Here is a 24,569-nt window from a genome sequence, read left to right on the forward strand (position 1 = left end):
GAGAACTCCACAGCTATGACATCTGAGCCGACCGACTCCACGTCAGCCCCCGCAGCGAACGACCTGGACGCGAACGGCTCCACCGACCACCGTCCTCGGGATGTCGACCAAGTCCTCCGGCGACTACGGCGCCAGCCAGATCGAGGTCCTCGAGGGCCTCGGGCGGTGCGCCAGCCGCCCCGGCATGTACATCGGATCCACGGGGCCGCGCGGGTCTGCACCACCTGGTCTACGAGATCGTCGACAACGCCGTCGACGAGGCGCTCGCCGGAGTACTGCGACAACATCGAGGTCGTCATGCGGGCCGACGGAGCGTGACGGTCGCCGACAACGGCCGCGGCATCCCCGTCGACATGCGCCCGACCGAGGGCATCCCGACCGTCCGAGCTCGTCCTGACCGTGCTGCACGCCGGCGGCAAGTTCGGCGGCGGCGGCTACGCGGTGTCCGGCGGACTGCACGGCGTCGGCTCGTCCGTCGTCAACGCCCCTCGACGAAGCTCGAGGTCGAGGTCAAGCGCCAGGGCAGCGTCTGCCGGATGTCCTTCGCTGACGGCGTGCCCGTCGCGCCCCTCGAGAAGGGCGAGGCGAGCGACGAGACCGGCACCACGATCGCCTTACGTGGCCCAACGGCGAGATCTTCGAGACCACCGAGTTCGACTACGAGACCCTCCGTGCCCGCTTCCAGCAGATGGCGTTCCTCAACAAGGGCCTGCGGATCGCGCTGACCGACCAGAACGAGGTCGAGTTCGACGGCGAGGAGGACGAGACCGTGGGCGTCCGCGGCGACGTCTTCCACTACGAGAAGGGCCTCGTCGACTACGTCGAGTACATCAACTCGCTCAAGAAGTCCGATCTCGTGCTCGAGCATCGACTTCGAGAGCGAGGACAGAGCGCCGCATCTCGCTCGAGGTCGCGATGCAGTGGACGACGGCCTACACCGAGAGCGTCCACACCTACGCGAACACCATCAACACCCACGAGGGCGGCACCCACGAGGAGGGCTTCCGCGCGGCGCTCACGACCCTCGTGAACAAGTACGCCCGCGCGAAGAACCTCCTGAAAGAAAGGACGACAACCTCTCGGGCGAGGACATCCGCGAAGGCCTCACCGCGGTCGTCTCGATCAAGCTCGGCGAGCCGCAGTTCGAAGGCCAGACGAGGGCCAAGCTCGGCAACACCGAGGCCAAGGCGTTCGTGCAGCGCGTGACCGGCGAGCAGCTCGCCGACTGGTTCGACCGCAACTACCCCCAGGCCAAGGACATCATCAGCAAGTCGATCCAGGCCGCGTCGGCCCGGATGGCGGCCCGCAAGGCGCGCGAGACCCGCCCGCCGCAAGGGCCTGCTCGAGGGCGGCAGCATGCCCGGCAAGCTCAAGGACTGCCAGTCGAAGGACCCGTCGCTCTCCGAGATCTTCATCGTCGAGGGCGACTCGGCGAGCGGATCCGCGGTGCAGGGCCACAATCCGGACGCAGGCGATCCTCCCCCTCGAAGGCAAGATCCTGAACGTCGAGAAGGCGCGCCTCGATCGCGCACTCGGCAACAACGAGGTCCAGGCCATGATCACGGCCTTCGGCGCCGGCATCGAGGAGGACTTCAACCCCGACAAGGCCCGGTACCACAAGATCATCCTGATGGCCGACGCCGACGTCGACGGCCAGCACATCACGACGCTGCTGCTGACGCTGCTGTTCCGCTACATGCGACCGCTGATCGACCTCGGTTACGTCTACCTCGCGCAGCCGCCGCTGTACCGCCTCAAGTGGTCGAACTCGCCGCGCAGTACGTCTACAGCGACCGCGAACGCGACGCCTTGATCGCGCACGGCGCCGCGTCGAACAAGCGCATGCCGAAGGAGAACGGGATCCAGCGCTACAAGGGTCTCGGCGAGATGGACTACAAGGAGCTGTGGGAGACCACGATGGATCGGCCACCCGGACCCTCCTCCAGGTCACGCTCGACGACGCGGCCGCCGCCGACGAGATCTTCTCGACCCTGATGGGCGAGGACGTCGAGTCGCGGCGCTCGCTCATCCAGAAGAACGCCAAGGACGTGCGCTTCCTCGACATCTGAGATCGCATCGCGATCTACAAGGCGGCGGCCCGCGGCACACGGCCGCGGCGAGCGACCATCTCGACAACGTGACGGCGGCCCTCAATGGGCCGCATCAGCCCTATAACGACTGACACCCAGCGCGACCGCCGCCCCCGTCCACCCGGGGCCCGGACCCACCTGAGAGACCAGAGATCATGGCAGACGAACCACCACCCCCACCGGTCCGGACGACAGCGAGGACATCGTCACCGAGACCGGTGTGGTGATCCACGGGCACGACAAGATCGAGCCCGTCGATCTGCAGCTCGAGATGCAGCGCTCGTACCTCGCTACGCGATGAGCGTCATCGTGGGTCGCGCGCTGCCGGAGGTGCGCGACGGGCTGAAGCCCGTGCACCGCCGCGTCATCTACGCCATGTACGACGGCGGCTACCGCCCGGACAAGGCGTTCTCGAAGTGCTCCCGCGTCGTCGGCGACGTGATGGGCCAGTTCCACCCCGGCGACTCCGCCATCTACGACGCACTCGTGCGCCTGGTCCAGCCGTGGAGCCTCCGCTACCCGCTCGCGCTCGGCCAGGGCAACTTCGGCTCCCCGGCAACGACGGCGCCGCAGCACCCGGTACACCGAGACCAAGATGGCCCCGCTGGCCCTCGAGATGGTCCGCGACATCGACAAGAACACCGTCGACTTCCAGGACAACTACGACGGCCGCACCCGCGAGCACGCCATCCTGCCGGCGCGATTCCCCAACCTGCTCGTCAACGGCTCGGTCGGCATCGCGGTCGGCATGGCCGCGAACATCCCGCCGCACAACCTCCGCGAGGTCGCGTCGGGTGCGAAGTGGGCGCTCGAGCGCCCGGGCGTCCCGCGAGGAGCTGCTCGAGGCACTGCTGCAGCGCATCAAGGGCCCCGACTTCCCCACCGGCGCCCAGATCCTCGGCGTCACGGCATCCAGGACGCCTACCGGACCGGTCGCGGCTCGATCACCATGCGCGCCGTCGTCTCGATCGAGGAGAATCCAGGGCGCACCTGCCTCGTCGTCACCGAGCTCCCGGCACCAGGTGAACCCCGACAACCTCGCGATCAAGATCGCCGAGCTCGTCAAGGACGGCGCGTCTCGGGCATCGCCGACATCCGAGACGAGACCTCGGGACGCACCGGTCAGCGCCTCGTCGTCGTGCTCAAGCGCGACGCCGTCGCCAAGGTCGTGCTGAACAACCTCTACAAGCACACCCCGCTGCAGGAGAACTTCGGCGCGAACATGCTCGCGATCGTCGACGGCATCCCGCGCACGCTCTCGCTCGACGGCTTCATCCGAGCGTGGGTCGACCACCAGGTCGAGGTCATCGTCCGGCGCACGCAGTACCTCCTCGACGAGGCCGAGGCGCGCATCCACATCCTGCGCGGCTACCTCAAGGCGCTCGACGCGCTCGACGAGGTCATCGCCCTCATCCGCCGCTCCCCCACGGTCGAGGAGGCGCGCGACGGCGATGGAGCTCCTCGACATCGACGAGGTGCAGTCGCGGGCGATCCTCGACATGCAGCTGCGCCGCCTGGCCGCGCTCGAGCGCCAGAAGATCATCGACGAGCACGACCGAATCCAGGCCGAGATCGAGGACTACAGAGTCGATCCTCGCGAGCCCGGAGCGCCAGCGCAGCGTCATCTCGGACGAACTCGACGAGATCGTCGACCGCTTCGGCGACGACCGCCGCACCGAGATCCTCTTCGGCTTCGACGGCGACATGAGCGTCGAGGACCTGATCCCCGAGGAGAGATGGTCGTCACCGTCACCCGCGGCGGCTACCTCAAGCGCACCGGAGCGATTCGTACCGCGCGCAGCACCGCGGCGGTCGGGGTCCGTGGCGCGCGGCTGAAGGCCGACGACATCGTCGAGCACTTCTTCGTGACCACCACGCACCACTGGCTCCTCTTCTTCACGAACACCGGACGCGTGTACCGCGCCAAGACGTACGAGCTGCAGGAGGCGAGTCGCGACGCGAAGGGTCAGCACATCGCGAACCTGCTCGCACTGGAGCCGGGCGAGCAGATCGCGCAGATCCTCGACATCCGCGACTACGAGGCGGCGCGCTACCTGGTGCTCGCCACCCGCGACGGACTGGTGAAGAAGACCGCGCTCGCGGAGTACGACACCAACCGCTCCGGCGGCATCATCGCGATCAAGCTCCGTGAGGGCGACGAGCTCGTCTCGGCGCTGCTGGTGGACGAGGACAGCGACGTGCTGCTGGTCTCGCGCAAGGGCATGTCGATCCGCTTCACCGCCTCCGACGAGGCGCTGCGGCCCATGGGCCGCTCGACCTCGGGAGTGCGCGGGATGTCGTTCCGCGGCGAGGACCGTCTGCTCGACGCGAACGTCGTGAGCGACGAGGGCTTCGTCTTCATCGTGACCGAGGGCGGCTACGCGAAGCGCACCGCGGTCGGCCAGTACCGCCTGCAGGGCCGGGGCGGACTGGGCATCAAGGTGGCCAAGCTGGAGGAGAAGCGCGGCGACCTGGTGGGCGCGATCATCACGGGGGAGGACGACGAGGTGCTCGTCGTCCTCGCCGGAGGCAAGGTGGTACGCTCTGCCGTGGCCGAGGTACCGGCCAAGGGTCGCGACACCATGGGAGTCGTCTTCGCACGATTCGCAGAGGACGACCACATCATCGCACTCGCCAAGAACACCGAACGCAATCTCGACGCCCCGGACGAGGATCCCGACGCCGCAGCGGCGTCCTCCGACTCCGACACGGTGTCGGAGGAGGATGGGTCCGTAGATGAGTAGCACGGTCGCCGAGAAGCTCGCCAGGAAGTCCGCAGAGCCCGGCGGCGAAGCAGGTCCGCCTGAAGCTCGTCTACGTCGACTTCTGGTCGGCGGTGAAGCTCTCGTTCCTGCTCGGGCTCACGCTCGCGATCATCGCGATCGTCGTCGTCTACCTTGTCTACACGGTGCTCGCGCAGACCGGAGTCTTCGACCAGGTCAACGGCCTCGTCCAGGACATCGCCGGCGCCGAGGCGTTCGATCTCAACACGATCATCTCGCTCCCCCAGATCATGGGCTTCGCGGTCGTCGTGGCCGTGCTGAACACCATCGTCACCACTGCGCTGGGTGCGATCGTGGCGCTGCTGTACAACCTCGGCGTCAAGATCACGGGCGGTCTGCTCGTCGGCTTCACGCAACCCGGTGAGCCGCACGGGCCTCGGTACGCGCCGGGGCCCGGGGCCCGGTTGGGATTCTGGCGGTTCGTCAGGTAGAGTCTCATCTGGCCATTTCGGGGGTATAGCTCAGGCGGTTAGAGCGCTTCACTGATAATGAAGGGTCCCAGGTTCAAGTCCTGGTACCCCCACCCCGTGCCGAACGGCCCGTCACCTCGCGGTGACGGGCCGTTCGCTCTCGGGGACGGATCGCCCCGTCTCCGGCCCGGGGCCTTAGCTCAGTTGGTAGAGCGCCTGCTTTGCAAGCAGGATGTCGGGAGTTCGATTCTCCCAGGCTCCACAGTCCTCATCGTCCGGTGTTCCCGGACATGCGCTCCTAGCCTCCAGATCGCCTGGGCGGGGATCGACGTCATCCGTAGCGTGGATCTCTCGACGCAGACACGCATGCTCGATCGTTCACCGCCCTGGGCGTTGTCGGCGTGCGCGAGCGCCGAAGTCATCCAGCGCCTGGAGCACCTCCGATGATTGGAAGTGCCTATGTGCGTCGGCCCGCGCTCGATTGAGTCAGGATGTCGGCTTGCACGAGTTTCTGGACTGAGGCGTCTGCTGCTGGGAAGCTCACGTTCAACTCATTCGCGACGATTCCGGTCGTGACGACCGGTTGCCCGCAGGAGGAGGCGCTTGAGGGCGTGAACCGAGGAATCCCGTCGGGCTCGGACAAGTTCATCCCAGCGCGCCGCGATCCGCGTGATGTCTCTCTCAGAGTGCGGCCGTTGGAGATCGCGGAGAAGACTGCTTCTGAGAGGGTTTCGATGATCGGGCGAAGATCGCCCGCCCTGTAGGCAGTCAGAGCGTCGAAATAATGCTCCGTGCTTCCGAGCAGGCCGGCAGACGCGGGAACGGTGACGTTGGTGGTCACGCCACCGGCGCGGAGCATGCCCTGAATGAGGGCACGACCTGTACGACCGTTGCCGTCCGGAAGCGGATGGATCGTCTCGAACTGGGCGTGCGCGATGGCGAGTTGTGCGATGACGGGAAGATCGACTCTTCTCGAGAACTCCATGACATCGTCCATCAATTCGGGCACGAGGTCGTGGTGCGGCGGGACGAAAGAAGCTCCGTGCGGGGACACGCTTCCTCCTCCGATCCAGACCTGCTCACCTGCGCCACATTCCGACGATCTCAGGATTCGTCTTCTCAAGCAGCACTCGGTGCATCGTGAGGATCGCTTCCCCGTCGAGATCGTCGCAAAGCCGCTACGGCGGCCTTCATCGCTTCAGCATTTCTCACCACGAGTCTCGCGTTGGCTGACGTCCGAATCACCGATCTCCGCAAGGGCGACCTGCTTCGCGCTCGCCGTGAGATTCTCTGCTTCCGAGCTTGATGCGCTCTCCGTGCGGAGCAGGATCGACGCGAAAGGCGCAGCCAGGCTTCCGACTTCTGTGTCGAACCTTGTTAGTTCGCGGCCTGCGTCCTCGCTGAGAGCCACGAGGTCGGCGGGGAGCGTCACATCACGGGCTGCGATGAGAGGCGGTACTGCGGCGAGGGTACGGTCCGTGAGCAGCTCGTATGCGTCGCCGGGATCCGACTTCGTCGCCTGTGGGCGATCCACGGCCTGGTCTCGTAGGAAGTGGACGGCCACGCCGTCGCTGACTCCGGCCGATTCTGCATCACTGGACATGACACCATCGTGATTAAAGGATCAGGTCCTAACGTAGAATACTAAACGGGTTCGCACCAGCCCTTGTCGGTGTGGCGGGTGGGGGACCATGGCCGTCACGCGCCCTCGCGAACAGGTCGAGGAAGTTCTCGACCGACAGGACCTCCGTCTCGTCACGGACGTCGCCGACGATGATCTCGCCGACCGACAGGGTGTCGAACTGCTCCGCGCGGAACACCACGGGGCGCGCCGACATCGAGCGGTCCTCCGCATAGGCGCTCAGCGCGTAGTCGACTCCGGAGCGAAGCGCTCGACGGTCAGGTCGGCCGGCCAGACCGTGCGACCGACGAGATCCGTGGCTCCGAGATCGACGATCGTGTCCGGCGACTCCCACCGGGTGATGCGGCGCAGCCCGGTCTCCGAGGATCAGCGGGGCTGAGTCGTCGACCGCGAGATCCAGGCCGTCCACCGCTCCGGAGCAGACGACGACCACGCCGATGACCTCGCCGCGCTGTCCGCCGCGTCCGAGTCCGACGGCGGCGCTGGCCTCCTCGGCACTCGAGCATCCTGAGAGGGTCGCCGCGGCGATCGAGGCGAGCGCAACGGCGGCGCTCACGACCGCGAGGCGATGCCGCATGAGACCTCCTGCGGCCACCCTACGGCGCGTCGGCGGCAGCGGACTCCGGCAGGGCCCGGGCGAGGGCGGCGAGGGCCTGGGGGAGCGACGGCGCCCCTCGGCGCGGAACACGGCACTGCCGTCGGACGACCGGACGACCACGGTCGGAGTCGAGCCGGACCTGCTCCGCCTCGGCCAGATCGGCCCGGAAGGCCACGTCGTACTCGCGCAGCACGGCCGCCGGCACCAGCTCGACGGCGTGCTCCAGGACCGCGCGAGCCGCGTGGCAGGCGCCGCAGAAGGCGGAGGTACAGCTCGACGATCACACGGGGGACAACGTGCCGGCGGAGCGTGCGATTCCCGTCAGCGGACGAGCCAGGCCTCGTTCATGCCGAGCGCGACGTCGACGAGCTCGACCCGCTCGAGAGCCTCGACGTCGCCGAGGGGAACCAGGATGCGGCGTCCGTGGATCCGTCGACCTCGTGGGTCAGCTCTCCGCCGGTGATGCGGGCGCGGTAGACGATGCGGATGGCGTGCAGCGGGCCGGCCTCGGGGTCGCTGCGGCGGTGCGCCGGGATCACGTGGGAGTCGACGCCGATGAGGGCCTCGAGCTCCGGAGTGGTAGCCGGTCTCCTCGAAGATCTCGCGCACGGCGGCGTCGGCCGGGGACTCGCCCTCGTCGATGCCGCCGCCGGGCAGCGTCCACGCCTGCCAGGGTCCCTGGCTCCAGTGCGCGAGGAGCATGCGGTCCCCGTCGATGATCACGCCGTACGCGGCGACACGGATATCCACGGCGAAGCCTAACTCCGGACGCTTCCGGACATGCGGCAGGCCCGGACCCCGCGAGGCGGAGTCCGGGCCGGACGAGGAGGATCAGGAGGCGGTCGATGCCGCGGACTGCGCGGCGCTGGCCGGCTCGTCCTCGGCGACCCACAGCTCGTCGTCCGCGCGGAACGTCTGCCAGACGGCGTAGCCGATGCCGCCGACCGCGACGAGCGCAGCGCCGATGGCGACGACCATGCCGGCGCCCGACTTCTTCTTGGGGGAGTGGTCCAGCTCCTCCCAGCGCGCCTTCGAGATCTCGCCCAGCTTGGCGCGGTTCTTCGAGTCCTTGGCCGCCTCGAACGCGGCAGCGGCGGTTCCTCCGACAGCGGCGAAGGTCGGGACGACCTTGTGCAGCACGGTGTCGCGAGCCGAGGAGTAGGTGCCCTCGACCGCGTGGACGCCGTTGTCGTACACGGGCTTCACCCGCGTCTGGTACGTGTCCTTCGCGAAGGGGACGAGCTCCTTCTTCGCGTACTTGGTGGCGTGAGCGCGGCTCTTCTCGAGAGCGGAAGCCGCGTGCGCCAGCACCTCCTGCTGCTCACTCCAGACCGCCTCGGCGTTCTTGCGGAGGCGCTTGAGATCCTTCTTGTGCTTACGTGACAGACCCATGTGTGGTCCTCCATCGGCTACGAGCAGCGAACTCTTCAATACTGCCACTCATCGTTCCGGCTCCGCATCGCGCACCCAGCGCATTGACACCAGGCACAGGGGACCCCTACATACGCGCTGTGCGAGAATCCCCCCATGCCTTTGCACACCGCAGTCGCGACGTTCCACACCAACAAGGGCGACATCGTCGTCAACCTCTACGGGAATCACGCTCCCAAGACGGTCCGCAACTTCGTCGGTCTCGCGACCGGCGACATCGAGTGGACCCACGGCCACCGGCGCGAAGACGAAGGAGCCGCTCTACAGCGGCACCGTCTTCCACCGCGTGATTCCGGACTTCATGCTCCAGGGCGGCGACCCCCTCGGCCAGGGCATCGGAGGCCCGGGCTTCCAGTTCGACGACGAGATCAACCCCGAGCTCGACTTCACGCAGCCGTACATCCTCGCGATGGCCAACGCCGGCAAGCAGGCGGGGCGCGGGACCAACGGCTCGCAGTTCTTCATCACCGTGGCGCCGACGACCTGGCTCCAGGGCAAGCACACGATCTTCGGTGCCGTCGCCGACGACGCGTCGAAGCAGCTGGTCCAGTCCCTGTCGACCGTGGCCACCGACGGCCGCGACAAGCCGCTCGAGGACGTCGTCATCGAGAGCGTCGAGATCACCGAGGTCTGATCCCCTCTTCCACCTTCTCCTCGAGGGCCGGGTCCGTCTGGATCCGGCCCTCGTTCTCCCGGAGGCGAATCCGTGACCCAGGTCCCGCCGACCAGCGCGTACGCGTGCTACCGCCACCCCGACCGGCAGAGCTTCGTGCGCTGCCAACGGTGCGGCCGCACGATCTGCGGCGAGTGCCAGACGCCGGCCCCGGTGGGAGTGATCTGCCCGGACGACATGGCGCAGCAGCGCTCGGAGGCCCCGCGCACGCGCAGCCCGCTGGTCTCGAGGGTCCGCGCCATGACCCGCGCCGATCAGCCGACCGTCACGTACGCGATCATCGCCCTCTGTGTGTTCCTCTGGATTCCTCGAGGTCCTCCCCGTCGTGGGCAACCTCGTCATCGGCGGGCTGGCCTACGTCCCCGCCTACACGCTCCCCGGCTTCGGCGCCGGGTTCGAGCCGTGGCGGATGCTCACCTCGGTGCTTCCTCCACAGCACCTCGGTCTTCTTCGTCATCCCGTTCCACCTGGCGCTGAGCATGTGCACGCTGTGGATCTTCGGCATGGCTCTCGAGCGGATGCTCGGCCGCGGCCGCTACCTCGCGCTGTTCCTGCTCAGCGGCTTCGCGGGGTCCGTCGGCGTCCTCCTGCTCGCCGGACCGCTCACCACGGTCATCGGCGCCTCCGGAGCGATCTTCGGCCTGATGGGGGCCTACCTGGTGATCCTCCGGCACCTCGGCGGCCAGGCGTCGCAGCTGCTGGTGCTCGTCGGCCTCAACCTCGTCATCGGATTCCTGCCCGGGATGAACGTGGCGTGGCAGGCGCACGTCGGCGGCCTCGTGGCCGGCGCGCTCATCGGTCTCGTGTTCACGAGACGCGGCAGCGTGCGCAGCGCCGGACGCAGAACCTGCTCGTCGGCCTGATCGGCGCCGGCCTGGTCGCGATCACCGCGGGGCGTACCTCCTGGGCTGAGGCGCTCGTCGGCCGCGATCCGCGAGGGCGGGGCGGGGTCTCTGAGGAGAAGTCACCACCCGGGTCGGCTGCGGCCTGCTGATCGACCATCCGCGCAGCGGGCGTCTCGGGATCCACCGGAAGGCCGGACGATGACCCGGATCCGCGGGCGGACGCGGGTCCCGGGACGCCCCAGCGGGGCTACTCGGCCGACGAGCTGACGGGCAGGCACTCCTTCGCCCACTCACCGGGACGCGACGCGGCTCCTCCGCTCGACACGTGCTCGGGGCGGCCGCCTGACCAGCGGGAGGACGCTTGCCTCCGGACGTAACCGCATCGTGAGGTTGGTGCTGGAACCGCGGAGTAACCGGTCGAAGTGGTTGCGGCGCGAGGCGATGTAACCGGCTCGGGGGTTCTTCCGCAGGCACTCTCCCCAGGTGGGGAGAAAGTTATCCACAGGGTTGTTAACAATGGGGAGAACTACGCGGCTGTCATTCCGCGGACCCCGAGCAGGTGGTCGGGGGCCCTCGATCCTGCCGCGTCCTGATGCGGATCGCTCTCGGGAGCCGCGGGATCCCGGGGATGCGCGCGCCGCCCCGTCTCTCCACAGGAGTTTGCACAGCTGGGGATAATTACAGGCGTGTAGTTCGGACGAGCCGAGCCACGACGACCGTCGCGCGCGCTCGTCGTCCCTCCGCACCTCGGCGGTGAAGCCCGCGTCGGCGAACGCCGCGGCGCTGACGGGTGCCTGCTCCCGACCGACCTCGATCACGACCGCACCGCCCGGAGAGAGCCACGCGGGCGCCTCCCGGGCGATGCGTCGGTGCAGCACCAGGCCGTCGGTCCCGCCGTCGAGCGAGACGGTCGGCTCGTGCAGACGCGCCTCCGGCGGCATCAGCGCGATCGCCTCCGTCGGCACGTAGGGGGCGTTGACGACGACGAGGTCGAGAAGGCCGCGCTCTCCCACGGGCAGGGCGTCGAAGAGATCGCCCTCGACGACCGTCGCGAGTCCGGCGAGATTCGCCCGCGCACACGCCACGGCCTCGGGGGAGACGTCGGCGGCCAGCAGGCGCAGACCGCTCCGCTCGTCGAGGAGGGCACGACCGATGGCGCCGGAGCCGCAGCACAGGTCGAGCACCGTGGTGCCGTCTCCGACGGCGTCGCCGAGGACGGTCAGGGCCGCATCCACGACGAACGCGGTGCGCTGCCGGGGGACGAAGACGCCCGGAGCGATCCCCGATCCGCAGACCGCGGAACTCGACCCGCCCCAGGATCTGCTCGAGGGGCTCGCCCGTCTCGCGGCGCCGCAGGAGCGGCTCCGAGCTCCTCCTCGGGTGCGCCGCCTCCTCGAGGAGTGCGGCCTCCTCCTCGGCGAAGACGCAGCCGGCGGCCCGCAACCGCGCCACCGACGACGAACGCCCCGTCGGAGGTCCGGACGGGGCGTCGTTCACGCGAGGGGCGCGGTCAGCGCCAGCGGGTGGTCATCGGGAAGCCGATGAAGGCGATCCCGAAGCCGATGAGGATGTTGACGTTGCCGAGATCGGGGGATGGGCAGGAGGCCCTGGCTCACGTAGAAGACGATGATCCAGGCGAGTCCGAGCGGCATGAAGCCGAACATCACCGGCTTGAACCAGACCGGGTTGGGGGAGTTCTCTCCGGTCCGGGCCTCGTCGCGCTCCGGCTTCGGGCTCTTCGTCGCTCGTGCCATGGGGAACACTGTGCCGGGCCGAGCCCTCGGACCGGGAGCGGGGTGCCCTCGACGAGCCGCGGCACCGGTTCTCCACAGGGCGCGGAGGGCGTCTCCCAGGCGGCCGAGGAGGCCGGAGCCCACGGGGAACGGCCCGGTTAGACTCGAGGCCATGTCCGCCCCGCAGCCCTCCGACGCCCCTCGGCGGCGTCGATCGGCACGCACCGCCGCCCGTCCGCGGCGCCGCCTCTCGTTCTTCGGAGTCGTGGGTGAGCTCCTGATGACCGCCGGGGTGCTGGTGCTCCTCTTCCTCGGCTGGCAGCTGTGGTGGAACGACGCAGTCATCGCGAACCAGCAGACCTCCGAGGCCGCGGAGCTGCGGCAGAGCTGGGGAGGACCGCAGTCGTCGGAGTCGCCACTCCGCCGAGGTCCCGCCCGCTGCCGAGGGTGCTCCGGTCGACTTCAGGGCGCCCGTCGTCTCTCCGGCGTCGGCGATCGACGCCTCGTTCGGCAATCTGTACATCCCGAGGTACGGCGAGGGATGGGTGCGCTGATCGCCGAGGGCGTCGACGCGGCGAACGTCCTCGACGAGGGCAGCATCGGCCACTACCCGACCACGCAGATGCCGAGGCGAGGTGGGCAACTTCGCCCTCGCCGCGCACCGCAGCGCCTACGGCGGCGGGATGCACCTGATCGACGAGCTGCAGCTGGGCGATGCGATCTACATCGAGACCGCCGACGGCTGGTACACCTACCGCTTCCGCAACCTCGAGTACGTGCAGCCGTCGGACGTGCAGGTCATCGACCCGGTGCCGTGGACGACCGACGTCGCTCCCACCGACCGGCTGATCACGCTGACCAGCTGCAACCCGCTCTACTCGACCGCCGAGCGGATCATCGCCTACGGCGTGCTCGAAGTCGTGGCAGCCCCGTTCCGCGGGTCCGCCCGCCGAGATCGCGGCCACGGTCGCCGAGGAGGGCTGACGTGTACGCGGCACTGTGGCGGGTCCTGCCCGGACCCTGGTGGGTCCGGCTCCTGATCGTCCTCGTCCTGGTGGCGGCGGTCCTCGTCGCCCTCGCCGAGTGGGTGTTCCCGTGGGTGCAGTCGCTGGTCCTGGACCGGGACGTCACCGTCCAGGGTGAGCAGGCCGAGGAGCGCGCGGTGATCCGGATCCTCGTCGTCGACAACTACGACAGCTTCGTCTTCACCCTGGTCGCCTACCTGCGCGAGCTGGGGGCCGAGGTCGAGGTGGTCGAGGGCGCCGAACTCGCGGCGCCCGAGGCGATCCGCCGTGCCGAGGCGGTCGACGCCGTGCTCGTCTCTCCGGGGCCGGGACGACCCGAGGACGTGCCGACGTCGGTCGCCCTCGTGAGGCACGCGGTCGAGCACGCGCATCCGCTGCTGGGCGTGTGCCTCGGCCATCAGGTGATCGCGCACGCGCTCGGCGCGCGCGTCGGCGAGGCGCCCGAGCCGCTCACGGGCGCACCTCGCCCGTCGAGCACAGGGGGATGCGCTCTTCGCGGGCATCCCCTCCGGATTCGACGCCATGCGCTACCACTCGCTGGCCGTCGAGCGCACCTCGCTGCCCGTGGAGCTCGAGGTGACCGCGACGTCGTCCGAGGGCGTCGTGATGGCCCTCCGGCACCGCTCCGCGCCGGTGGTGGGCGTGCAGTTCCATCCGGAATCGGTCCTCACGCCCCACGGGCGCGCGCTTCTGGCGAACTGGCTGACGGAGGTGGGAGCACGGCGCTCGGCTCCTCCCGTGGCGGACCTCCGGCGTAGAAGCCCTCGGCGCCCCGTCCGTTCGCGACGTGCACCGCGAGGTCCCGGTCATCAAATTGCCGCCCACAGTGGGGACGCGTTCGCCCGCCACGACCCGCGCGGATTGCGCCTGAAATGCGCTATGGATGTCGGATAGAGGGGAGCGATCCGCGGATCTGCGGGGTCGTCCCGCACGATGCGAGGCTCCGTCGACCGGCCTGCTGGCGTGTTTTGACGGGCCTCCGGCGGAGGATGCGGTAGTCCTTCCCGGCATAATCGGAGGACATCCGGCAAGGGGATCGACTGCCGGAACGACACATCCGGGGGCGCAGATGGTGGAACAGATCTCCTGGGCGTACACGGGCATACGGGAACTCGAGAGCCTCGGACCGCGCATCGTCGTGAAGCCGGGAACGGTGCCTCGCATCACGGGCTCGGGCTTCGGCTCCCAGGACGTCAGCGTCGTCCTGATCACCTCCTCCCCGCTCCGGGTCCTGCGCGGAACCTGGGGGGCCGATGACTGCTCGGTGCTCACCTTCTCGTTCCTCCTCGAGGGCTTCGTGCGGATGGTCGGTCCGGAGCGCACCACTCTGCTGCGTCCGGGCTCGATCTCGTACCAGCCCGGCACGACCACGTTCACCACGGAGGTCGACGACGCCCGTGAGCCTGCTGCAGGTCTCCCTCCGCGCGGACGAGATGCGCCGCTACGGCTTCGACACGAGCTCGGGCGTGCACGCGCTCGATCCCGATGCGCGGACCACGCGCGCGGCCGCCGCGTTCACGACGGCGTTCGCGCTCGCGGCGGAGTCGGGAACGGGCGTCCCCGGCGAGGCCGAGCTCGCGAACTTCGCCCACGTCGTGAAGCAGCTGCTGGTGAGCGCGTTCCTCGCCTCGCACGGCGCGCAGTCGGGTGCGACGAGCATCCGGGCCGCGACCCTGGGGCGGGCGAGGACCGTGATCGACCGCACGCACCGCACCCCGCGCTGCACCCCTGAAGTCGGTGGCCGACGCGGTGAACGTCTCGACCCGCTCGCTGCAGCGCCTGTTCGAGGACGCCGGCACCACGGTCGCGAGCGAGATCGAGCGCGCCCGCGTGGCCAGTGCGGTCGAGCTGCTGCGGCGTCGTCCGCGCGAGGTGCCGCTCGGGACCATCGCGGCCTCCTCCGGGTTCTCCTCGGCCGATCATCTGCGCCGGGCTCTGAAGCGCCGCGAAGGGCTCACTCCGAGCGACATCCGGGGCAGGATCTCGCCTGCGGCGGAGTCGGCGGCGTCGAGCGACCTGCTCCGCCTGGAGCAGCCGCTGGTCGACGCCCGCCGCGCCTGAGACCGGGCGCGCCTCCGACTCGTCCGGGCGCTCCTCCGTCTCGGTGATGCGGAGCATCCGCTCGTCGCGGCGCCTCCGAGGAGCGGCGGCCGGCCCCGTGCTCGTCGGTCGGCCCGACTCCGTCAGCCGGCGCAGTACCCGAGCTCGACGGTGGAGCCCTGCGGCACCTCGCCGGGGGCGAGCGACTGCGTGATGATCGGCGGGTTCGCCCGCACCGACTCGCACGACTTCGTCGGGCGCCTCGACGCCGACGAGCCTGCAGCTCCTCGGCCTCGGGGGCCGCCAGAGCCGCGCTGAGCGACTGGCCGACCAGATCGGGCAGAACGACCGTGCCGGAGGAGACGACGAGATCGACCGGCGTGCCGGGGACGACCTGCTCGCCCGCCGACGGAGTGGTGGAGAGCACCACATCGGCGGCGATCGTCGGGGAGTTCTGGCGCGTCTGCGACCCCTCCGCGAGGCCCGCCCCGGTGAGAGCGGCGATCGCCTCGCCGAGGCTCGTGCCGGCGGTGCCCGGAACGGCGACGGGCTGGACGCCCTGCGAGACGTAGACGCGGATCACGGTGTCCGGAGCGACGATGGTGCCGGATCCGGGATCGGTGCGGACCACCTCGCCCTCCGGGACGGAGTCGCTGAACTCGGTGACCTGACTCGGGACGAGATCGAGCGCCGTCAGTGTCGACTGCGCGCTGTCGTAGCTCGTGCCCGTGAGGGTCGGCACCTCGCGCGACTGCGAGGGGAGCGTGGTCGTGGGCTGGAGGGTGAGCACCCAGATCACCAGGGCGGCCACGATCACCGCGAGCACGACGATCGACGACCAGATCCAGAGGACCGGCGGGCGGCGCTGCGTGCGCACGGCCGAGTTGTCCTCGGCGAGCTGACGCAGCGCGAGCTCGGAGTCGTTCATGCCGCCCTGGCTGCGCGCGGCGAAGAGCGAGGTGGTGAGCTCGTCGATCGGCCGGTGCTCGGCGAGGCGGCCGGCCGCGGCGTCGCGGAGGTCGTCGCGGAACTCGGCCGCCCCCTGGAACCGCTCGTAGCGGTCCTTCGACAGCGCCCGGGCCACGATCGAGTCGAGGGCGGGGCTGACGGCGGGGTTGATGGAGCTCGGCGCGGGAGGCGTCTCGCTGACGTGCTGGTAGGCGACGGCCACCGGGGTGTCGCCGCGGAACGGCGCCCGCCCGGTGAGGAGCTCGAAGAGCACGATGCCCGCGGAGTAGAGGTCGCTGCGCGCGTCGACCTGCTCGCCCTTCGCCTGCTCGGGCGAGAAGTAGGCGGCGGTGCCGAGGATCGCGGTCGTCTGGGCGACGGTCGCCGCCGAATCGGAGACGGCGCGGGCGATGCCGAAGTCCATCACCTTCACCTGGCCCGACGGGGTCAGCATGATGTTGCCGGGCTTGATGTCGCGGTGGACCACACCGGCGCGGTGGGAGTACTCGAGCGCGGTGAGGATGCCCTCGGTGATGCGGACGGCCTCGTCCACGTCGACCGGGCCCTCGGCGATGACGTCCTTGAGCAGGCGTCCCTCGATGTGCTCCATCACGATGAACGGGCGGCGCGACTCGGCGCCCTGCTCGTCGACGGTGACCTCCTCGCCGGCGTCGAAGACGCGGACGATGGTGGGGTGCGACATGCGCGAGGCGGACTGGGCCTCCTGTCGGAACCGCAGGCGGAACGCGGAGTCGGAGGACAGCGAGAGCTTGAGCTCCTTGATCGCCACGGTGCGTCCGAGCCGGGTGTCGGTGCCGAGGTAGACCTCGGACATGCCGCCGCGTCCGAGCCGGGGCCCGACCTGATACCGTCCCGCGATCAGGCGACCCTCTTCCGTCACGCGTGCGCTCCCGCCCTGAATCCCGTATGGCCCTGCCCCCGCAGGAGCCACGGCAAGTGTACCCGCGGGTCCGACGTGATCCCGCTGGACGCGTCGGGGACGACGACGGGCCCGGAGGATCGCTCCTCCGGGCCCGGTGCGTCGCCTGCTGCCTACTCCTCGGGAGGCGTCGGGTGGGAGGCGCGGTCGCCGAGCTCGAGTTGGTCGGGGTCGGCGTCGGCGTCGGGGCGGGGGCGTCGACGGTGACCGTCAGGGTCGGCGAGGCGGCCGACTCCGTCTCGCCGCAGATCACCGTGTAGGTGACGTCGATCGAGCCGGCGGCGGGCCCCCGCCTGGATCGCCGCCGTGGTGGAGTTCGACGGGTTTGTGCTCGTGACGGAGGCGCCCTCGCCGGTCGCGGTCACTCGGTAGCCGGAGACCGAGGTGCCGCTCGGGCACTGGTTGTAGTTGCTCCAGGTGACGTTGAACGTCGCACCGGCGTCGACGCTCGACGCGGCCGGAGTCACGGTCGGCACCGCCGTCGGAGCATCAGGAGTGGCCACGTCGGTGAAGACGGACACCTCGATGGTCGTGCCCTTGACCACGTTCGCCGTGGGGTTCACGCCCTCGACGAGGCCGACCTGATCGGCGCTCGGCGCGTTCGGGCCGTCGACCCGGTCGACGCCCATGCCGAGCGCGGCGAGCTCGGCCTCGACCTCGTCGAACGGACGGCCGACGTAGTCGGCCTCGTTGATTGGCACGAAGTTCGAGGTCTGCGTGGGGGTCGGCGTCGGAGTGGGGGTCGGCGTCGGGGGAGGGGGCCTGGGTCTGCGTGACGGTGGGCGTCGGCTCGGCCTGGTCGCCGTCGCCCGTGGTCAGCGCGAAGATCGTGCCGCCGATGACGATGGCGAGGATCACGATGAGGCGCGATCAGCGGCCAGGTCCACGGGCTGCGCTTGCGCGGCTCCTCGACCTCGTCCTGGAGCTCGGGGGCGCCGACGAGCGAGCCGGCGGCGACGGCCGCCGTGTTGGAGGGCAGCACGGTGGTGGCCTGGGTGGCGCCCGCGGCCGAGGGGCAGAACCGTGGTCGCCTGCGTGGTCGGAAAGGTCGCCTGCGACGGCGGGGACCGCGAGGGCCGCTCCGCGGACGTCTCCGGTGCGCAGCGCCTGCGCGGCCCGCGCCAGGTGCGCGGCGGTGGCCGGACGGTCGGCGGGCTTCTTGGCGATGCACGAGTAGACGAGGTTGCGCACCGGCTCGGCCACCGTGACGGGCAGCTCCGGGGGAGTGTCGTTGATCTGCGCCATCGCGATGGCAACCTGCGACTCGCCCGTGAACGGACGGCGCCCGGCGAGGCACTCGTAGGCGACGATCCCCAGCGAGTAGATGTCGGTGGCGGGCGATGCGGGCTGGCCGCTCGCCTGCTCCGGCGACAGGTACTGGACCGTGCCCATGACCTGGCCGGTCGCGGTGAGGGGGACCTGGTCGGCGATGCGGGCGATGCCGAAGTCGGTGATCTTGACGCGGCCGTCGGGCGTGATGAGCAGGTTGCCCGGCTTCACGTCACGGTGGACCAGGCCGGCGGCGTGGGCCGCGTGCAGCGCGAGCGCGGTCTGCGCGACGATGTCGAGGACCTTGTCGGTCGAGAGCACGCGCTCGCGCTCGAGCACGGTCGAGAGGGCCTCGCCGGGCACGAGCTCCATGACGAGGTACGCGGAGCCGTCCTCCTCGCCGTAGTCGTAGACGTTGGCGATGCCCTCGTGGTTGACGAGCGCGGCGTGGCGGGCCTCGGCGCGGAAGCGCTCGAGGAAGCCCGGATCGCCGAGGTACTCGTCCTTCAGGATCTTGATCGCGATGGTCCGGCCGATCACCAGGTCCGTCGCCTGCCACACCTCGCCCATGCCGCCGATGGCGATCCTGGACTGCAGTTCGTAGCGTCCCCCGAAGGTGAGGCCTGTGGTGGGTCTCATTTGTTCAGCACCGCCTCTAGTACCTGTTGTGCGATGGGTGCGGCGAGGAGATTGCCGTACCCGTTCTGTCCGAGTCCTCCGCCGTTCTCGACGAGGACGGTGATGGCGCACTGCGGATCGTCCGCGGGAGCGAATCCGGTGAACCAGAGGGTGTAGGGGTCGTCCCCGCCGTTCTCGGCTGTGCCGGTCTTGCCGGCCACGGTGACGCCACCTATTGTCGCATTGGTCGCGGCGCCGTCCTCGACGCTGGCGACCATCATCGCCTTCACGGCGTCCGCCGTCTCCTCGCTCACGGCGCGGCCCAGCGGGTTCTCCTCGAACTGCTCCAGCACGCTCAGATCCTGCGAGCGGATGACGTCGACGAGACTCGGCTCCATCACCTCGCCGCCGTTCGCGATCGCCGCCGAGACCATCGCGATCTGCAGCGGAGTGGCGCGCACCTCGTACTGGCCGAACGCGGTGAGCGCGGTCTGCGCGTCGTCCGTCGTCGCGGGGTAGGTGCTGGCCTCGACCGACATCGGGATCTCGGGCTCGGTGTCGAAGCCGAACTTCTCGGCCGTCTCGCGGATCGCGGAGGCGCCCAGCTGCACGCCCATCTCGGCCATCGGCACGTTGCAGGAGAGCTTCACCGCGGTGGCGAGCGTGACCGTGTCCCCGGGGCCGCAGAGGCCCCCTCCGGAGTTCGTGACCTGGGTGCTGGTGCCGGGCAGGGTGAACGCCTGCTGGTTCGGGAAGCTCGAGTCGGGCGTGAAGCGACCGGACTCGAGCGCCGCCGAGGCGACGACGAGCTTGAAGACGGAGCCGGGCGGGTTCAGCGAGCCGCCGATGGCGCGGTTGATCAACGGATCGCCCGGGTCGTCGTTCAGCGCCTGGTACGCGGCCAGCACGTCGTTCGTGTCGTGCGACGCGAGGGAGGTGGGGTCGAAGGTGGGCTTGGAGACCATCGCGAGGATGCGGCCGGTCGCCGGCTCCGATCACCACGACCGCGCCGGTGTAGTCGCCGAGGGCGTCGAAGGCCGCCTGCTGCGCGACCGGGTCGATCGAGAGCTCGACGGAGGCGCCGGTGGGGTCCTGACCCGAGACGAGGTTGTCGATCTCGTCGAAGAACTGCGAGTTCGAGGTGCCCGAGAGGTAGTCGTTGAGCGAGCGCTCGATGCCGGTCGTCCCCTGGTTCAGGGTGAAGTAGCCCGTGACGCCCGAGTAGAGGGGCCCGTTCGCGTACTGGCGCTGGAACTTGTACAGGTCGTCGCTCGGCACGGAGGAGGCGATCGGCTGGCCGTCGACCAGGATCGCTCCGCGCTCGGTCGAGAAGCTCTCGTAGAGCGTGCGGGTGTTGCGCGAGTCCTCGGACAGCGCATCCGCCTGGATCACCTGGATCGTGGTCGTGGAGAGGAAGAGGGCGACGAACATCGTCAGGACGACGATGCTCACGCGCTTGAGTTCACGGTTCATCGACGGATCACACCACCAGACGGGGCTGGCTGCGGACTGTGTCCGAGAGGCGGAGGAGGACCGCGACGATCATCCAGTTGGCGACGAGGGAGGAGCCTCCCGCGGCGAGGAACGGCGTCGTGAGGCCGGTCAGCGGGATCACCCGGGTGACGCCTCCGATCACGATGAAGCACTGCAGGGCGATGACGAACGAGAGGCCGACGCCCAGCAGGCGGCCGAAGTCGTCCTGCCCGGCGAAGCCGATGCGGAAGCCGCGCGAGACGAGCAGCAGGTAGAGGCCGAAGATCGCGAAGAGACCGGCGAGGCCGAGCTCCTCGCCGAGGCTCGCGATGATGTAGTCCGACTGGGGGACCGGCGTGATGTCGGGCATGCCCTGACCGAGTCCGGTGCCCAGCAGGCCGCCGTGCGCGAGTCCGAACAGGCCCTGCACGAGCTGGAAGCTGCCGCCCGGGTCGGCGCCGTATCGGTCGGGGTTGAAGGGGTCGAGCCAGTTCGCGAAGCGGTTGCCGACGTAGCCCAGCGTCTGGCTCGCGAGGATCGCGCCGCCGAGGAAGAGGCCGACGCCGATGATCACCCAGCTGGTGCGGCCCGTGGCGACGTAGAGCATCACGAGGAACAGGCCGAAGTAGAGCAGCGCGGTGCCGAGATCGCGCTGGAAGACGATGACCGACATCGAGACGGCCCAGACCACGAGGATCGGGCCGAGATCGCGCAGACGCGGGAACCGCATCCGGAGGAACGTCCTGCCGACCATCGAGAGGGAGTCGCGGTTGCGCACCAGGTAGCCCGCGAAGAAGACCGCGAGCGCGATCTTCGCGATCTCGCCGGGCTGGAAGCTGAAGAAGTCGCCGATGCCGATCCAGACGCGCGCACCGCTGACCTCGCGGCCGATGAACGGCAGCAGCGGCAGCAGGAGCAGCACGATCGCGGCGAAGCCGGCCACGTAGGTGTACCGGAAGAGGATGCGGTGGTTGCGGATGACGACGAGCACCACGACGGCCGCGACGATCGCGAGGCCGCTCCAGATGATCTGGCGCACCGCGACCGACTCCCAGCCGGTGGCTCCGTCGGCGATGTCGATCCGGTAGATCTCGGCGACGCCGAGGCCGTTGAGGACCGTCGCGATGGGGAGGAGGAACGGGTCCGCCTCCGGAGCCGCGAAGCGCAGCACCACGTGCACCACCAGCACGAGCGCCGAGAGGCCGGCGCCCAGCGAGACGAGGGTGGTGTCGACGGCGCCGAGGGCGCCCAGCTGGACCAGCAGGATCGCGGAGGCGTCGATCAGGCAGGCGCCGATCAGGAGCAGGAGCTCGAGGTTGCGCATCTTCTGCTTGTGGAGGCGGGGGCGTCGGCGCTCGACGGCCGCGGGGGCGGGGGCGCGGTCACGGTGCTCCGTTCGCGTCGGTCAGGCGCTCGACGATGTCGACCGCTCCGGCGTAGGACTCGGCGCTGATGGTCTGCTCCAGCTGCTCCACGTCGTACTCGCGGAGGGAGTCGAGGGGGATGCCCGTGTCCTCCTTCACGCTGGAGAGCGAGAGCGGGCCCACGGACTGCTGGATGCCCTGGTAGATGATCACGGTGTCGCCGTCGGTGCCGACGTAGAAGCGCGACTGCGTCCAGTCGTAGGGCGAGCAGGACGCCGAGGAAGCCGGCGATCAGGACGAGCGAGAGGCCGACGAGCCAGGTGATCCGGCGGCGCAGGTGGCGGCGGCGGTCCTCCTCGATCAGCTCGTCGAGGTAGTCCTCGGACTCCGGCTCGAAGTGGGTCGGGCCCTGCGCGGCCGGGGCGCGGGTGTGCAGACGGAGCCCGGGGATGCGGAGGCGGTTCTGCGAGTCGTCGGTGCTGATGGGCGTCGGTGCCGCGGCCGACCCGACGACGACCGGCTCCGGGGTCGGCACGAGCGCCTGCGCGGTGTCGTTCTCGCCGGGGACGTCGAGGATCACGACGGTCACGTTGTCGGGAGCTCCGTGCGAGAGGCTGTCGCGGATCAGGCGGTCGGCCACCTGCTGGGCGGTCTCGCTGCGCGACAGCTCCTTGAGGATCTCGTCGTGCGGGACCACGCCCGAGAGGCCGTCGGAGCAGATCAGCCAGCGGTCGCCGGGCTCGGTCTCGAGCGTGAGCGTGTCGATCTCGGGGTTCGTGTGGACGTCGCCGAGCACCCGCATGAGGACGGAGCGGCGCGGGTGCGTCATCGCCTCCTCCTCGGTGATGCGACCGGAGTCGACGAGGCGCTGCACGAAGGTGTGGTCGGTGGTGACCTGCTCGAGCTTGCCGTCGCGCAGCACGTAGATGCGGGAGTCGCCGATGTGGGCGATCGCGACGGAGGCGCCGACGCGCACGATCGCGCTGACCGTGGTGCCCATGCCGGTGAGCTCGGGGTGGTCGATGACGGCCTCGGCCAGGAGGGTGTTCGCGGCGAGGAGGGTGCGCTTGAGCTCGTCCTCGGCCTCGTAGGTCGACGCGTAGGTGCGGTCGGCCTGGGCGATGCGCTTGATCGCGATGGAGGAGGCGACGTCGCCTCCCGCGTGCCCGCCCATGCCGTCGGCGACGACGAAGAGCTGCCGGCCCGCGTAGCCGGAGTCCTGGTTGTTGGAGCGGATGCGGCCGACGTGCGACACGGCGGCGCTCTCGCGCGCCGCGCCGACGGCGCTGTCAGGAGTGGGTGTCACAGGTCGCCTACGACCGTCGCAGTTCGAAGGTGGTCGTGCCGACCTTGACGGGGGTGTTCAGCGGCACCTTGGTCGGCGCGCCCACGCGGCGGCCGTCGAGGAACGTGCCGTTGGTGGAGTCGAGATCCTGGATCATCCACTCGTCGTTCCAGATCAGCAGGCGCGCGTGGTGCGTGGAGGTGTAGTCGTCGCGGATCACGAGGGCCGACTCGGAGGAGCGGCCGATGGTGAGCGGCTCGCCGTTCAACTCGAGCTCGGTGCCGCGCTTGGGGCCCGAGGTGATGACGAGGCGTTGCGCCGTGTGGACCGTGGCGACGCCTCCGGAATCGGTGCGCTCGGCCGCGGCCTCGCGGGAGCGGCGGGCCGACGGGGCCTGCTGCTGCACGGGCGCCGGCTGCTGCGGGGAGCCGAGGCCGCCACGACCGGCTGGGCCGCGGTGACGAACGGAGCGTCGTCGGTGCCCGCCTGCGCGGCGGTCGGGAGCTTGCGCACCCGCTGCCCGAACAGGTCGGAGCGCAGCGCGTAGACGATGCCGAACACGAAGAACCACAGCAGCGCGAGGAACGCGATGCGCAGGAGGAAGAGGGTGAGCTCGCTCATAGCCGGTCGTCCCAGAATCCGTCGGAGGCGCGTCCGGAGCGACCGGACGGCGAGCGGTCGGCGCGCGCGGGTGCGGCGCCCTGAACGATGCGGAACACGATCGACGTGCGCCCGATCGTGATGGTCTGCTCGGGGGAGAGGACGGCCTGCGTCACGGGCTTGCCGTCGAGCTTGGAGCCGTTCGTCGATCCGAGGTCGTGCACCTGGGCGCGGGAGCCGTCCCAGAGGATCTCGACGTGCTTGCGGGAGGTGCCGGAGTCGTCGACGGTGATGTCGGCGTCCGCTCCCCGGCCGATGACGGTGCGGGACTTGGTGATCGGGTGGCGACGGCCGGCGATGTCGAGGACCGGCGTGTAGGCGACGGTGCCCTTGACGCTACGGGAGTCGACCTCGACCATGCCGGCGCTGAGCGAGGCGTCCTCGGCGAGGCGGATGTCGATGGGACCGGGGAAGCGGAAGCCCTGCTTCTTCGCGTGCTCGGTGGCGACGGTCGTGAGCTCGTCGATCAGCGTGGCCCCCATCCGCTCCATGCGGGCGAGATCTGCGGCGGACATGCGCAGGGTCAGGCTGTTCGGCACGAGGATGCGGTCGCGGGTGACGACGGCGGCCGTGGTGTCGAGCTCCCTGCGGAGAGCGGACGCGAGCTCGACCGGCTGCAGCCCCGATTTGAAGGTCCTCGCGAACGCGCCGTTGACGACGCGCTCGAGTCCCTTCTCGAAGTTGTCCAGTATGCCCACAGTCTTCCGATCTCCCGTTTCGTCGCCTTCTCGGCGGTCGCGCA

At 69.7% G+C, this 24,569-nt stretch carries 21 protein-coding genes, 2 tRNA genes and 9 pseudogenes; 16 read left to right on the forward strand and 16 right to left on the reverse strand.

Annotated elements, in window-relative coordinates:
• Positions 1–15: 15 nt before the first annotated feature.
• The 9 genes and pseudogenes from AC0CII_RS15815 (at position 16) to AC0CII_RS15855 (ending at position 5,545) form a co-directional block, all read left to right on the forward strand.
• Positions 16–318 carry a hypothetical protein gene (locus tag AC0CII_RS15815; protein WP_465229995.1) on the forward strand — a complete coding sequence of 101 codons (303 nt, stop codon included), beginning with the start codon at positions 16–18 and terminating at the stop codon, positions 316–318.
• Positions 237–725, forward strand: coding sequence for a hypothetical protein (locus tag AC0CII_RS15820; RefSeq protein WP_465230952.1), 489 nt, complete (start codon positions 237–239; stop codon positions 723–725). Before AC0CII_RS15815 ends, AC0CII_RS15820 begins: the two co-directional genes overlap by 82 nt.
• 71 nt (positions 726–796) lie before the next feature.
• A pseudogene (locus AC0CII_RS15825) lies at positions 797–2,069 on the forward strand (toprim domain-containing protein); the annotation flags it as partial.
• Between the two features lie 396 nt (positions 2,070–2,465).
• Positions 2,466–2,588: pseudogene (locus AC0CII_RS15830) on the forward strand (DNA gyrase subunit A); the annotation flags it as partial.
• A 97-nt stretch (positions 2,589–2,685) separates the two neighbouring features.
• Complete coding sequence (locus tag AC0CII_RS15835; protein WP_465229996.1) at positions 2,686–3,798, forward strand: DNA gyrase subunit A; 1,113 nt, start codon at positions 2,686–2,688, stop codon at positions 3,796–3,798.
• 28 nt (positions 3,799–3,826) lie between these two features.
• On the forward strand, positions 3,827–4,834 hold the full coding sequence (locus tag AC0CII_RS15840; protein ID WP_465230953.1) for a DNA gyrase C-terminal beta-propeller domain-containing protein: 1,008 nt from the start codon (positions 3,827–3,829) through the stop codon (positions 4,832–4,834).
• Positions 4,827–5,226 (forward strand): annotated as a pseudogene (locus tag AC0CII_RS15845) (DUF3566 domain-containing protein); the annotation flags it as partial. The gene AC0CII_RS15840 and the pseudogene AC0CII_RS15845, both read left to right, overlap by 8 nt.
• A 97-nt stretch (positions 5,227–5,323) precedes the next feature.
• A tRNA-Ile gene (locus AC0CII_RS15850) sits at positions 5,324–5,396 on the forward strand.
• Positions 5,397–5,472: 76 nt separating this feature from the next.
• Positions 5,473–5,545: transfer RNA gene (locus AC0CII_RS15855), tRNA-Ala, on the forward strand.
• Positions 5,546–5,740: 195 nt separating this feature from the next.
• On the opposite strand, the gene AC0CII_RS15860 is transcribed toward AC0CII_RS15855, so the two are convergent.
• The 6 genes and pseudogenes from AC0CII_RS15860 to AC0CII_RS15885 all read right to left on the reverse strand — a co-directional run bounded on the left by AC0CII_RS15860 (position 5,741) and on the right by AC0CII_RS15885 (position 8,915).
• Positions 5,741–6,337 (reverse strand): Fic family protein, encoded by a 597-nt coding sequence (locus tag AC0CII_RS15860; protein ID WP_465229997.1) that lies wholly within the window; start codon positions 6,335–6,337, stop codon positions 5,741–5,743.
• 144 nt (positions 6,338–6,481) lie between these two features.
• Entirely contained in the window at positions 6,482–6,847 is a 366-nt protein-coding gene (locus AC0CII_RS15865) for a hypothetical protein (protein WP_465229998.1), read from the reverse strand.
• Between the two features lie 67 nt (positions 6,848–6,914).
• The gene (locus AC0CII_RS15870; protein ID WP_465229999.1) at positions 6,915–7,502 is read right to left on the reverse strand and encodes a hypothetical protein; all 588 of its coding nucleotides are present in this window, start codon (positions 7,500–7,502) and stop codon (positions 6,915–6,917) included.
• A 19-nt stretch (positions 7,503–7,521) separates the two neighbouring features.
• Positions 7,522–7,728, reverse strand: coding sequence for a hypothetical protein (locus AC0CII_RS15875; protein WP_465230000.1), 207 nt, complete (start codon positions 7,726–7,728; stop codon positions 7,522–7,524).
• A gap of 116 nt (positions 7,729–7,844) precedes the next feature.
• A pseudogene (locus AC0CII_RS15880) lies at positions 7,845–8,273 on the reverse strand (NUDIX hydrolase).
• 81 nt (positions 8,274–8,354) lie between these two features.
• Positions 8,355–8,915, reverse strand: coding sequence for a hypothetical protein (locus tag AC0CII_RS15885; protein WP_465230001.1), 561 nt, complete (start codon positions 8,913–8,915; stop codon positions 8,355–8,357).
• A 135-nt stretch (positions 8,916–9,050) separates the two neighbouring features.
• Between AC0CII_RS15885 and AC0CII_RS15890 the strand changes: the two are divergent.
• The 3 genes and pseudogenes from AC0CII_RS15890 to AC0CII_RS15900 all read left to right on the forward strand — a co-directional run bounded on the left by AC0CII_RS15890 (position 9,051) and on the right by AC0CII_RS15900 (position 10,490).
• Positions 9,051–9,588 (forward strand): annotated as a pseudogene (locus AC0CII_RS15890) (peptidylprolyl isomerase).
• A gap of 72 nt (positions 9,589–9,660) precedes the next feature.
• On the forward strand, positions 9,661–10,104 hold the full coding sequence (locus AC0CII_RS15895; protein WP_465230002.1) for a hypothetical protein: 444 nt from the start codon (positions 9,661–9,663) through the stop codon (positions 10,102–10,104).
• Positions 10,105–10,106: 2 nt separating this feature from the next.
• Positions 10,107–10,490: a rhomboid family intramembrane serine protease gene (locus tag AC0CII_RS15900; RefSeq protein WP_465230003.1), complete on the forward strand. Its 384-nt coding sequence runs from the start codon at positions 10,107–10,109 to the stop codon at positions 10,488–10,490.
• A 272-nt stretch (positions 10,491–10,762) separates the two neighbouring features.
• On the opposite strand, the gene AC0CII_RS15905 is transcribed toward AC0CII_RS15900, so the two are convergent.
• Entirely contained in the window at positions 10,763–11,707 is a 945-nt protein-coding gene (locus AC0CII_RS15905) for a N5-glutamine methyltransferase family protein (protein ID WP_465230004.1), read from the reverse strand.
• Positions 11,708–11,982: 275 nt separating this feature from the next.
• Positions 11,983–12,226: pseudogene (locus tag AC0CII_RS15910) on the reverse strand (cell division protein CrgA).
• A gap of 614 nt (positions 12,227–12,840) precedes the next feature.
• Here AC0CII_RS15910 and AC0CII_RS15915 point away from each other — a divergent pair.
• The 4 genes and pseudogenes from AC0CII_RS15915 to AC0CII_RS15930 all read left to right on the forward strand — a co-directional run bounded on the left by AC0CII_RS15915 (position 12,841) and on the right by AC0CII_RS15930 (position 15,291).
• The gene (locus AC0CII_RS15915) at positions 12,841–13,245 is read left to right on the forward strand and encodes a sortase domain-containing protein (protein WP_465230005.1); all 405 of its coding nucleotides are present in this window, start codon (positions 12,841–12,843) and stop codon (positions 13,243–13,245) included.
• A 122-nt stretch (positions 13,246–13,367) separates the two neighbouring features.
• Positions 13,368–14,124: pseudogene (locus tag AC0CII_RS15920) on the forward strand (anthranilate synthase component II).
• A gap of 175 nt (positions 14,125–14,299) precedes the next feature.
• The gene (locus AC0CII_RS15925; protein WP_465230006.1) at positions 14,300–14,962 is read left to right on the forward strand and encodes a hypothetical protein; all 663 of its coding nucleotides are present in this window, start codon (positions 14,300–14,302) and stop codon (positions 14,960–14,962) included.
• A gap of 5 nt (positions 14,963–14,967) precedes the next feature.
• Positions 14,968–15,291, forward strand: coding sequence for a helix-turn-helix domain-containing protein (locus AC0CII_RS15930; RefSeq protein ID WP_465230007.1), 324 nt, complete (start codon positions 14,968–14,970; stop codon positions 15,289–15,291).
• Here the strand turns inward: AC0CII_RS15930 and pknB are convergent.
• The 8 genes and pseudogenes from pknB to AC0CII_RS15970 all read right to left on the reverse strand — a co-directional run bounded on the left by pknB (position 15,185) and on the right by AC0CII_RS15970 (position 24,525).
• Positions 15,185–17,053 carry a Stk1 family PASTA domain-containing Ser/Thr kinase gene (gene pknB / locus AC0CII_RS15935; RefSeq protein ID WP_465230008.1) on the reverse strand — a complete coding sequence of 623 codons (1,869 nt, stop codon included), beginning with the start codon at positions 17,051–17,053 and terminating at the stop codon, positions 15,185–15,187. The genes AC0CII_RS15930 and pknB overlap by 107 nt on opposite strands.
• A gap of 218 nt (positions 17,054–17,271) precedes the next feature.
• Complete coding sequence (locus AC0CII_RS15940; protein ID WP_465230009.1) at positions 17,272–17,859, reverse strand: PASTA domain-containing protein; 588 nt, start codon at positions 17,857–17,859, stop codon at positions 17,272–17,274.
• A gap of 169 nt (positions 17,860–18,028) precedes the next feature.
• Positions 18,029–19,066 carry a serine/threonine-protein kinase gene (locus AC0CII_RS15945; protein ID WP_465230010.1) on the reverse strand — a complete coding sequence of 346 codons (1,038 nt, stop codon included), beginning with the start codon at positions 19,064–19,066 and terminating at the stop codon, positions 18,029–18,031.
• Positions 19,063–20,518 (reverse strand): annotated as a pseudogene (locus AC0CII_RS15950) (peptidoglycan D,D-transpeptidase FtsI family protein). Before AC0CII_RS15950 ends, AC0CII_RS15945 begins: the two are co-directional and overlap by 4 nt.
• Positions 20,519–20,525: 7 nt before the next feature.
• A complete protein-coding gene (locus AC0CII_RS15955) occupies positions 20,526–21,842 on the reverse strand; it encodes an FtsW/RodA/SpoVE family cell cycle protein (RefSeq protein ID WP_207403346.1) in 1,317 nt (438 codons plus the stop codon).
• The gene (locus tag AC0CII_RS15960) at positions 21,815–23,188 is read right to left on the reverse strand and encodes a Stp1/IreP family PP2C-type Ser/Thr phosphatase (RefSeq protein ID WP_465230011.1); all 1,374 of its coding nucleotides are present in this window, start codon (positions 23,186–23,188) and stop codon (positions 21,815–21,817) included. The genes AC0CII_RS15955 and AC0CII_RS15960 overlap by 28 nt, the downstream gene beginning before the upstream one ends.
• Positions 23,189–23,195: 7 nt before the next feature.
• Positions 23,196–23,788, reverse strand: a pseudogene (locus tag AC0CII_RS15965) (FHA domain-containing protein FhaB/FipA).
• Positions 23,785–24,525 (reverse strand): FhaA domain-containing protein, encoded by a 741-nt coding sequence (locus tag AC0CII_RS15970; protein WP_465227122.1) that lies wholly within the window; start codon positions 24,523–24,525, stop codon positions 23,785–23,787. Before AC0CII_RS15970 ends, AC0CII_RS15965 begins: the two are co-directional and overlap by 4 nt.
• Between the last annotated feature and the right edge of the window lie 44 nt (positions 24,526–24,569).

It is taken from the genome of Rathayibacter sp. AC182, assembly GCF_979253875.1.